Source organism: Aeromicrobium sp. (assembly GCF_049586495.1).
Classification (GTDB): Bacteria; Actinomycetota; Actinomycetes; order Propionibacteriales; family Nocardioidaceae; genus Aeromicrobium.
The window spans coordinates 1-10,781 of the sequence record NZ_JBAVCB010000172.1 but is presented as its reverse complement, the minus strand read 5'-3'; the positions used below and the strand labels follow the sequence as shown (position 1 = coordinate 10,781).

General features: G+C 68.0%; 8 protein-coding genes. 1 reads left to right on the top strand and 7 read right to left on the bottom strand.

Going from position 1 to position 10,781, the window contains the following annotated elements; all coding sequences use genetic code 11:
• From WB508_RS09165 to WB508_RS09145, 5 genes are all read right to left on the bottom strand, one after another.
• Positions 1–884, bottom strand: an 884-nt coding sequence (locus WB508_RS09165) for a fatty acid desaturase family protein (protein ID WP_423844582.1), incomplete at its 3' end; no start/stop codon positions are given.
• A gap of 12 nt (positions 885–896) precedes the next feature.
• On the bottom strand, positions 897–2,000 hold the full coding sequence (locus WB508_RS09160) for a ferredoxin reductase (protein ID WP_423844581.1): 1,104 nt from the start codon (positions 1,998–2,000) through the stop codon (positions 897–899).
• 118 nt (positions 2,001–2,118) lie between these two features.
• Positions 2,119–2,763 (bottom strand): vitamin K epoxide reductase family protein, encoded by a 645-nt coding sequence (locus WB508_RS09155; protein ID WP_423844580.1) that lies wholly within the window; start codon positions 2,761–2,763, stop codon positions 2,119–2,121.
• 9 nt (positions 2,764–2,772) lie between these two features.
• Positions 2,773–3,561 carry a DNA-formamidopyrimidine glycosylase family protein gene (locus tag WB508_RS09150; protein WP_423844579.1) on the bottom strand — a complete coding sequence of 263 codons (789 nt, stop codon included), beginning with the start codon at positions 3,559–3,561 and terminating at the stop codon, positions 2,773–2,775.
• The gene (locus WB508_RS09145) at positions 3,554–8,152 is read right to left on the bottom strand and encodes an ATP-dependent helicase (protein ID WP_423844578.1); all 4,599 of its coding nucleotides are present in this window, start codon (positions 8,150–8,152) and stop codon (positions 3,554–3,556) included. The genes WB508_RS09150 and WB508_RS09145 overlap by 8 nt, the downstream gene beginning before the upstream one ends.
• A gap of 193 nt (positions 8,153–8,345) precedes the next feature.
• Here WB508_RS09145 and WB508_RS09140 point away from each other — a divergent pair, with 193 nt between their 5' ends.
• Positions 8,346–9,350 (top strand): DUF3048 domain-containing protein, encoded by a 1,005-nt coding sequence (locus WB508_RS09140; RefSeq protein ID WP_423844577.1) that lies wholly within the window; start codon positions 8,346–8,348, stop codon positions 9,348–9,350.
• Between the two features lie 28 nt (positions 9,351–9,378).
• Here WB508_RS09140 and WB508_RS09135 read toward each other — a convergent pair whose 3' ends face one another.
• Positions 9,379–10,032, bottom strand: a complete 654-nt coding sequence (locus tag WB508_RS09135) for a TetR/AcrR family transcriptional regulator (protein ID WP_423844576.1) — start codon at positions 10,030–10,032, stop codon at positions 9,379–9,381.
• 185 nt (positions 10,033–10,217) lie between these two features.
• On the bottom strand, positions 10,218–10,781 hold a 564-nt coding region (locus WB508_RS09130), incomplete at its 5' end, for a hypothetical protein (protein WP_423844575.1).

The window sequence follows — 10,781 nt, the reverse complement described above, 5'->3', positions numbered from 1 at the left end:
CTCATCAGGTGCAGCAGCTTGCCGCCCTCGAAGTTGGCCGAGCCGAGCATCTGGCGCAGGTACCACTCGGCGCGGGTCTCGTCCTCGAGCTCTTCTTCAGTGAAGTGCACGGCGCCGTCGGGGAAGTGGCCGCAGAAGATGATCATGTACGTCCACAGGTTGCGCGCCAGGTTCGCGGTCACGTTGGCGGTGAGCGTGTGGAAGAACTGCGGTCCCGTCAGCAGCGGGAACATGACGTAGTCCTTGAAGGTCTGCTTGCCGACCTTGTCGCCGATCTGCTTGAGCTGCTTCTTCAGCAGCTTGGGGTCCTTCTCGCCCTTGCGGATGGCCTCGATGTCCAGATCGTGCAGTGCCACGCCCCACTCGAAGAACAGCGCCAGCAGCGCGTTGTAGACCGGCTGACCCAGGTTGTAGGGCGTCCACTTCTGATCGCGCGTCATGCGCAGGATGCCGTAGCCGACGTCATTGTCGTGACCCAGCACGTTGGTGAACTGGTGGTGCACGTAGTTGTGGGAGTGCTTCCACTGCTCGGCCGGCTGGGTGGTGTCCCACTCCCAGTTGCTGGAGTGGATCTCCGGGTCGTTCATCCAGTCCCACTGGCCGTGCATCGCGTTGTGCCCGATCTCCATGTTCTCCAGGATCTTGGCCGACCCGAGCAGCGCCGTGCCCAGCAGCCACGCTGGCGGGAACATGCTGGCGAACAGCGTGATGCGGCCTGCCGCGGCGAGGCGGCGCTGCAAGGCGATGACCCGCAGGACATAGTCGCGGTCCGCCTGACCACGGGAGGCCTCGACTTCGGCGCGGATGTCGTCGAGCTCCTTGCCGATCGACTCGACCTCTTCGTCGGTCAGGTGGGTGTATTCACGAACGTCTGCAAATGCCATGGTGTTGACCTTTCAGAGAGTGAGAGTGCAGTCGCCGGCGGCGACGGAAACGCAGGTCTGGATGTATTCGTTGGGGTTGTCGTGCTCTTCGCCGCTGCGCAGGTCGCGCACCCGGCCCGAGGCGAGCGGCACGTCGCAGGTGTGGCAGATGCCCATGCGGCAGCCGAACAACATGTTGACGCCGGCCTTCTCGCCGGCCTCCAGCAAGGTGGTGGCTCCATCGACCTGGACCGTTGGACCGCCGACGCCGAACGTGACCGAGCCGCCGGATGCGTCGCTGTCCACGGTGGCCAGCGAGAAGCGTTCGATGTGCAGCCGGTCGGTCAGCCCATGGCGCTCGTACAGCTCGGTGAACGCATCCAGCATCGGCGCTGGCCCGCACGCCCAGGTGGCGCGCTCGCGCCAATCCGGCACGATGTCGTCGAGCTGGTCAGGAGTCAGGATGCCGTCGCTGTCGGTGAACCGTTCGATGAACGTGAAGTTGGGGTAGCGCAAGGCCATGACCCGCAGCTCGTGGAGGAACATCATGTCGTCCTCATTGACCGCCGAGTACGCCAGCACGGTGTCGGGCAGCGCCTCGTCCGCCGCGAGCTGGCGGCGGTCCATGGTCCGCAGGATCGACATGACCGGCGTGATGCCGCTGCCGCCCACGAGGAACAGCAGCCGTTCCGGTGGCGGGTCGGGTAGCACGAAGTCTCCCTGGGGAGCGGCCAGCCGGATGATGGTGCCGGGCTCGAGGCCGTTGACCAGGTGATCGGACAAGAACCCCTCGGGCATCGCCTTGATGGTGATGCTCACGGTGCCGTTCTCGTGCAGCGGCACCGACGACAGCGAGTAGGAGCGCCAGTGGTACTTGCCGTCGATCTCGACGCCGATGCCGATGTACTGACCAGGTGCGTGGTCGAACTTCCAACCCCAGCCGGGCTTGATCACCAAGGTGGCGGCCCGGTCGGTCTCCTTGACGACGCTCTCCACCCGGCCGCGCAGCTCGCGGGCGCTCCACAGGGGGTTGATCAGCGTGAAGTAGTCGTCGGGAGACAGTGGGGTGGTGAACGCGTGGCCGGCCCGACGCAGACGTCGCAGCCAGGTCGAGCGTTCGATCGATGACTGTGGCACGCGATGCTCCTCGCCGTGAAAAGGGGTGGTAACTCAGGGTTACACGTCGATGCGCCATCGGCAATGTCACATGGCTGGAATGTGAGGAGAAACTCAGGGATTGCGCCTGTCGAGTCGCTCAGGCGAAGAGCTGCTCCGAACCGAACTGAAACCAGATCGCGGCAGCCACTGCGAGGTACCACAGCGCCACAATCAGCGGCGTCCAGTTGGTGACGAATCGGGTGACACCCGAAGCGGGAGCTGACGACCGCAAGTTACGTGCCGTGACCCCGACGAACAGCGGGATCATCATGATCCAGACGACCATGCACCAGGGGCACAGCTTGTTGATCTCGTAGATGCTCTGGACCTGCAACCAGGTGACGAAGCCGATCCCGAAGATCGTGCCAAGCTGGAGACCCGCCCAGACAAAGCGCGGCAGTGCGACTCGAGCGAGCACCAGGACGCCAAGCGTGAGCACGACGGCGAATCCGATGACTCCGATGATGGAGTTGGCGAAGCCGAAAGCTGATGCCTGGTCGGACTCCATGACACCGCTGCAGCTGACGAAGGCGCTGAGGTCACAGTTCAGCGCCGCGTCAGTGCCGTCGACCTTTGACTCGAGCAAGGTGATCTTGTCGATCGTGAGGATCGACGCAGCGATCAGTCCGACGGCCCCGGTGATGGGCAGCAGATATCGCGGTTCGCGTGACTCCTCCACGGGACTCCACGGCTCGTCGGCGGGCGTGCGCGACTCGTCAGCGGTCGGGGCGGTGTCGGTCATGGTGTGATCCTAGGAGGTGGCAGGTTGGCAGGTAGGGCACCAGAACGTGTTGCGCTCGGTGGTGGGCTGGTCACCCAGCTGAGCGGTGCGGATCGCGGTGCCGCAGCGGCGACATCGGCCACGCTCGCGCCGGTAGATCCAGCGCTCCTGCCCGGATCGGGTGTTGCCGGTGAACGTGCGTTGCGAGCGGTCCTTGTTGATGTCCAGCATCTGTTGGCCTCGGGCGATGACGCGACGCACGTCTGGCAGATCGCCGACGGGGCACTCGGGATGGAGCCCAGAGATGAACAAGAGCTCGTTGACGTACTCATTGCCGAGACCAGCCAGGTTGCGTTGGTCCAGCAGCGCCAAGAAGACCGCACGGTCGGGGTCGGCGCTGACCCGGCGCGTGGCTTCGTCCAGGTCCCAGTCTGAGCCGAGCAGGTCTGGACCCAGATGGCCAACGACGTCCGATTCGCGCTCGGTGGGAAGGACTTCGGTGATCCCGAGCGAGAATCCGACAGCTTCGTGCGTCGCGGTGCGCAGCACGAGTCGAGCCTGGTGATCGGGTCGACGCCACCGGGTGCCGACCGGATGGACGTGCCAGACACCTTCCATCTTCAGATGGGTGTGGATACTGAGACCGCCGACGCGAATGAGCAGGTGCTTGCCGCGGCTGAGCACCTCAGAGACGACGTGGCCCGACAGGTCCACCGTGGCGTGCTGGGGCACCCGGAAATCCGTGCGGACCAGGTGGCGGCCCTCCAGTGCGTCGCGCAGTCGGACGGCCGCCCGCCAGACTGTGTCTCCCTCAGGCATCGGCGCGCAGGCCTTTGGGAGTGCGGTCGAACCCGGCCTCGCGCAGCGCATCTGCCCACGGAGTGTCGAGAGCCGGACGGCCACCAATGGTCTCGATGGTGAGGCGGGCGATGCGACGGCCGCGGACCAGCGCGACCAGCGCGGTCGAGGCGGCGGCGATGCGCGTCGGGTCGTCGCTGAAGGGCAACAAGGTCTTGCCGCCGCGCTCCAGGTAGGCCACCAGCACGCCGTCGTGCAGCACCGCCATGGCTCCCGCCTTGCGCGCGGGCCGGTGTCCCGTGGCGGCGTCGTCGTCCAGCCGGCCGGGCCACGGGAGCGCAGCCCCGAAGGGCTGTGCAGGGTCAGTGGCGGCGAGCACGATCGCCGCGGCTTCGCTGGGCGTGTCGTCGTCGCGCAGATGCCCGCGCAGCCGGTCGATCGTGGCGGGTGCAGCGAACTGGGCTGCCCCGAGCGACTCGACGAAGTACCCGCGTAGGCAGGCACCGGTCTGCTCCAGCTCGCGGAGGACGCGGTACACAGCGGCGAACCCGCCGGGCGTCTGCTCGGCCATGACCGATCCGCGCGTCACGACTCCGTATCGGCCCAGCAGGGCCTCGGTGCGGGCCAGCCGGTCAGCGGTGGTCTCCACGGGCGGGGTGTCCAGAGCGAACCAACGACCACTGGCTGACGGTGGGCCTTGAAGAGCCGCGCGCGGCCCGCGGCCGCGACCGTGCAGACGGGCACGCGGAGCTGGGCGGGTGTGGCGATGGGTGCCGCCTCGGCCTACGACGGAACGAACTGGCGCGTAGGTGTCGTTGCTGATGTGGCCGGCCCAGACCAGATTCCACAGCGCCGCCGCGAGGTCGGCGTCGAGCGGCGCATCGTCCTCCTCCGACGTGACGGCGGCCGAGAGCTGCCGAAACAGGAAGGCGCCGGTGCCGGTGAGCGACGCGAGGGCTCGCGCTTCCAGAGTGTCCGGCTCGATGGGTTGGGTGCGAGCCAGTACCAGGTCAGCGGGATGCAGCTGGACCCAGCCGTCGTTGCCGGCCAAGGTGCCTGCGCCGGACCAGATGATCTCTCCGGCCGACGTGAGCTCATCGAGCATGGCGGGCTGGTAGTCGCGCACCCGAGCGGGCAGGACGAGCGACTCCCAGGCGGAGGCGGGAAGGGCGACACCAGCGAGCTGGTCGACCGTGGCGAGAACTCCGTCGACGCCGCGCAACGAGCCCCCGACGCCTTGCCAGGACGGCAGGAACGAGGCGAAAGCCGTGGTGTCGACCGGCTCGACCTGTTGTCGTGCCGCCGCGAGCGACCGCGACCGCAGCCGCCGCAGGACCCCCGGCTCGACCCACTCGATGTCGGGCGACGCTCCTGCGGCTGGCAGGAACTCACCTTCGGTGAGTCGTCCGTCGCGGGCCAGTCGGCGCAGGACCTGGGTGGAGACCGCGGTGCCGAGGCCAAATCGCTGGGCCACGTCGGCCGCTGTGAACGGGCCGTGGGTGCGGGCGAATCGGGAGACGAGATCGGTCAGTGGGTCTGCCACTGCTTCCAGATGGGCTGCGGGGACACCGAGGGGCACGACGGTGCCCAGGGCGTCGCGCAGACGCCCAGCGTCTTCGACGGCGGCCCAGCGAGCCTCACCGGCGATCTGCACCTCGATGGCTCTGCGGGCGTCCTGCAGGAGGGCCAGCCACTCGTGGGCCTGGTCGGGGGTCACCGCCATGCTGCGAGCCGCGACCTCCGCGGTGGACAGTGGGCCGAGCACGCGCAGCAGATCAGCGACGCCCTCGGCGTCCTTGGCTTGCCGGTCGTCTGCCAGTCGTTGCAGCTCGGCTTCGGTCTGGGCGATGACATCGGGGTCCAACAGCTCGCGCAGGTCGGCGCGGCCGAGCAGCTCGGCCAGCAGCGTGGGGTCCAGGCTCAGGGCCGCGGCGCGGCGCTCGGCCAGCGGGGTGTCTCCCTCGTAGAGGAAGGCCGCGACGTATCCGAACAACAGGTTCTGCGCGAAGGGGGATGCCTTTTGGGTGGTGACCTCGGCGATCTGAATCTCTCGCGACGCGATCTGGCGGGTGACGAGGGTGAGCGCCGGGAGGTCGTAGACGTCCTGCAGGCACTCGCGGGCCGTCTCCAGCAGGATCGGGAAGGTGGGATGGTCGCGGGCGACGTCGAGCAGCTGGGCGGCTCGCTGTCGCTGCTGCCACAAGGGTGCGCGCGAACCGGGGTTGCGGCGGGGAAGCAGCAGGGCCCGGGCTGCGCACTCACGAAATCGCGACGCGAACAGCGCCGAGCCACCGACCTCCACGGTGACCAGGTGCTCCAGCTCGTCGGCGTCGAACACGAACAGCTCGGCGCCGGGAGGCTCGATCTCGGTGTCGGGCAGGCGGGCCACGATGCCGTCGTCGCTGGCCACGACCGATCCGTCGATGCCGTGCCGTTCCTGGATGCGCGCCGCCACGGCCAGTGCCCAGGGTGCGTGCACTCGACGACCGAATGGCGAGTGCAGCACGACCCGCCAGTCGCCGAGCTCATCGCGGAATCGTTCGATCACCAGGGTGCGGTCGGTGGGCAGCTGACCGGTGGCCTCGCGCTGGTCGGCGAAGTAGGCCGCGAGATTGCTGGCAGAGTTGGCGTCGAGGCCCAGACCCTGGGTGCGAATCTGCCACGCTTCGGGGCCGATCTCGGCGGTCTCGCGCACGAAGGCGCCGATGGCGGCACCGAGCTCGTGCGGGCGACCGATGTTTTCGCCTTTCCAGAACGGCAGACGCGCCGGTTCGCCGAACGCTGGCACGACGATGACCCGGTCGTGGGTGATCTCGACGATGCGCCAGCTGGTGGCACCGAGCGCGAAGACGTCGTTGACGCGCGATTCGTAGACCATCTCCTCATCGAGCTCGCCCACCCGGCGCGGGCCGGACGTGTCGTCGCCTGCAGCGAGAACGACCGCGAACATGCCGCGATCGGGAATGGTGCCGCCGCTGGTGACGGCGAGTCGTTGGGCGCCGGGACGCCCGGTGAGCACGCCGCCGTCCCGGTCCCAGACCAGACGGGGCCGAAGCTCGGCGAAACCGTCGGAGGGGTACCGACCCGACAACAGGTCGAGGGTCGCCTCGAAGGCGCCGCGTGGCAGGGACGTGAAGGGCGCGCTGCGACGCACGGTGTCGAACCACTCCTCGACGTCGATCGGCTCCAGCGCTGTGGCGGCCACGGTCTGCTGGGCGAGAATGTCGAGCGGATTGGCCGGCACGTCGATGCTTTCGATCAGGCCCTCGCGCATGCGCGACGCTGTGACGGCCGAACCCAGCAGGTCGTGGCGCGATGTGGGGAACATGACGCCCACCGACAACCCGCCGACCTGGTGGCCTGCACGTCCGACCCGCTGCAGCCCGTTGGCCACTGACGGGGGCGTGGACACCTGGACGACGAGGTCGACCGCACCCATGTCGATGCCGAGCTCGAGGCTGGAGGTGGCGACGACGCAGCGCAACCGACCCGATTTGAGATCGTCCTCGATCAGATCGCGCTGGTCCTTGCTGACCGACCCGTGGTGCGCGCGGGCCAGCTCGGGCGCAGCACCCGAGCTCTGGCTGCTGCCGCCCATGACCTGCGCGGGCGATCGGGTGCCATCAGTGGAGTCAGCGGGCGCCGTGCGGGCTGCGAACGCCTCGTTGAGCCGGGCCGTGAGGCGCTCCGCGACACCGCGGGAGTTGACGAACACGATGGTGCTCGACCGCTGCAGCACCTGGTCCAGGATCGCCTCCTCGACATGCGGCCAGATGCTGCCACCGCGTGATGGCTCAGAGGGCGGCTCCTCGTGCTCGTCGCCGGGTGTGGCGGAGCCGGCGGCAGGCAGCTGGGTGAGATCCTCGACAGGGATCACGACGGAGAGCTCGAGTCGGCTGGGCGAGTCGGGCGCGACGATGCGCACGGGACGTGTGCCGCCGAGAAAACGAGCGATCTCCTCGTGGGGGCGCACGGTGGCGCTCAGTCCGATACGACGAGCAGGACTGGTCAGGAGGGCGTCGAGGCGCTCCAACGACAGCGCCAGATGGCTGCCACGCTTGGTGCCGGCCACGGCATGCACCTCGTCGATGATGACGGTGTCGACGTGCCGCAGTGTGTCGCGGGCCGCTGACGTGAGCATCAGGAACAGCGACTCCGGCGTCGTGATCAAGATGTCCGGAGGTCGCTGCACCAGTGCGCGTCGGTCGCGCTGGCTGGTGTCGCCGGACCGGACCCCGACGGTGACGTCGTGGAAGGTGTCGCCACGTCGCGCCGCGGTCTGAGTGATGCCGACGAGTGGGGACCGCAGGTTGCGCTCGACGTCGACGGCCAGCGCCTTGAGTGGCGAGATGTACAAGACCCGGGAACCGACGCTCGCGTCGTCGTCGGCCGGACGAGGTGGTGGCTCGTGCAGCAGTCGATCGATCGCGGACAGGAACGCGGCCAACGTCTTGCCCGACCCGGTGGGGGCCACGACCAGGAGGTGGTCGGCACCAGTGCTGCCGGATCGCGGGCTCGACCAGGCACCGACCTGGGCGGGGGTGGGCGCGCTGAACGTCGCCTCGAACCACTCGCGGGTGGCCGGTGCGAAACGCTCGAGCGCTGCAGTCACGGACCCATCGTGGCAAACGACGCCGACAATTGCCGTTCGTGGTCTGGGCGGTGAGGCTTGCGTCAGCAGCCCGTGGGGGGATCCGACCCACGTCTGACCCAGCTCACCGCGTTCGCGGCGGGAACCAGACGATGTGCTTCGGTGGGTCCGCGGGGCACCGCAGCGTTGCGGAGCCGTGAGGCATGCTGAGCTCATGACGATCCGCGCACTGGTGGTGGCGATGGCCGCTGCCCTCGCCCTGGCCGCCTGCTCCCAGCAGGACGACGCGACTCCCGCGGTCGACGACCCCACACAGGGCTCGGCGGCCGAGCTGACCGAGTTCTCGCCGCTCACGGGCCTGGAGATGACCCAAGGACGGCCGGACAACCCCGTCTTCGTGGTCAAGATCGAGAACACGTCTGCTGGCAAGCCGCAGCTGAATCTCGACCGCGCCGATCTGGTCATCGAGGAGCTCGTCGAGGGCGGCCTGACCCGACTCGCGGCGTTCTACTACACCGACTTGCCGACCAAGGTCGGCCATGTCCGGTCACTGCGGTCCACCGACATCGGCATAGCGACACCCGCCAACGGGCAGCTCGTCGCCTCCGGTGGCGCTGGCGGCGCAGTCGGCAAGATCAAACGCGCGGGCATCACCCTGTTCTCCGAGGACGCCGGATCGCCCGGTTTCAGCAGCGATCCCAACCTGTCCCGCCCCTACAACCGGCTGATCGACCTGACACGCGTCAACAAGGAGGCCAAGAACACCCAGCCGAAGATGTCCTACCTGGAGTGGAGCCCGGCCGGCGAGACGTCCGATCCTGGCACGTCGACGGTGTCCGCCGCGTCCCGTGCCACGGTGCGATTCTCGCGCTCGACCACCACGTCGTGGAAGTTCTCCGGCTCGTCGTGGAAGCGCACCAACGGCCACGCCGACAAGGAGTTCAAGGCCAAGAACCTGATCGTCATGGAGTGTCAGATCGAAGATGCCGGCTACACCGATCCGGCGGGCAATCCGGTGCCCGAGACGGTCGTCGAAGGATCAGGCACGGCGACGATCTTCCGTGGCAGCGAGGTCGTCGAGGTGACCTGGAACAAGCCAGCCCTCGATTCGCCCATCACCTTCACCACGGCTGACGGCCTGCCCTACACCGTGGCGCCGGGCAAGACTTTCGTCGAGCTCGTCCCCGAGGACGACGGCAAGGTCACGTTCGAGCCGTGAGCCCGACTCGGCGCTGGCCATGATCTGGTCAGTGGGCAGCGGTCGGGAGCACGCGCAGGCCGGCGAGCAGCGAGCCGATGGCATGTTGCACCGACTCGCTGGCAGCGTCGGGATCTTCTGCATCAGCGACGAACTCCGACGCCGACCGGATGGCTCCATAGAAGATGACGGCGAACGCCTCGTCGAGGCCGGAGGTGTCGCCGCCGAGGTCGCCAAGGATGTCGTCGACGGTGCGCTGCACGATGCCGAACGTGGCTTCGCGCTCAGCTTCCTGCCACCGCTCGCGGCCGAGCGCCACCGGACCTTCCTGCATGCAGATGCGGCGAAACTGCGGTCGCCGGCACACCTCGAGAAATTTCTCGAGGCCGATCTGGGCGCGTTCCCACGGGTCGTTGGAGGTGGCAATCGCAGCGGAGACTTCCTTGCTGGTGGCGTCCTGCACGTCGAGGAAGACGTTCTCGAACAGCGCCAGCTTGCTGGAAAAGTGGTGGTACAGCGCTCCCTTGGTGACGCGGGCCGCCGCGACCACCTCGTCCAGGGAAGTGCCCGAATATCCGTGCTGGGTGAACAGGTGGCGGGCGGAGTCCAGCAACGCTGCCCTCGTGCTGGAGGAGTACCCCGGTCGTCGGGTGGTCTTGCGGGCGGTGCGTAGAACCTGCTGTGCGACTCGGGAGTGAGGCATGGGGGGAGTCTAGGTGGCCGGAGACGAACGTCGTGATGGGCATCAGGCCGTGCCGGTCCGTTTCGCGGCAGCCGCACAACCGATTCTTCGGCACGCGACTGAGGCGCTTCAGGACGATCAACGTCAGGGCTTCATGGCCCGGCTGCGCAGTGTCGACGCCGCCGTCGCCAGAGCGCCTCCGTTCACTACTTTGAGCGTTTGCGGTCGGGCCCGCCGAGCAGCCCGATCTTGGTGTCGAGCTCGCGGTCGATCGAGGTCTGCAATGACTGGCGGAACATCCCGAGGGTGACCTGACTCGCGATCGGAATGAGGCTCTCGACACTGGCCAGGATGCCGGGCCAGCGGTCCTCGGGCAGGCCGTCGGTCATGAACGGGTCGATGATCTCTGCGGCGACGGCGTGCACGAACGCGTCGGCGACATCATCGAGTCGTGCCTGCAGCAGCGGGAACAGCGCAATGACGGTCTCGGGGGTCAAGCCCATCGCCACCGCGGCGGCCCCGGTGCGCACGACCGTCGGTTGCAGCAGGTGGACGTGGTCCTGGTCGCCCTCGATCCACGTCACCAGGCCGAACGACTCCATGGCCTCGACGAGTCCGTCGTCTCGGGAGATGCCGGCAAGTGCGGCGAGGTCATCGCGCGACATGATCTCGTCGATGCCATCGTCGGCGGGCAGGTCGAGCAGCTCGATCAGGTCGAGCGCGTGCCCGGCTGCCGTGCCGGGCGCCTGGCGCACGGCCTTCTCGACGGC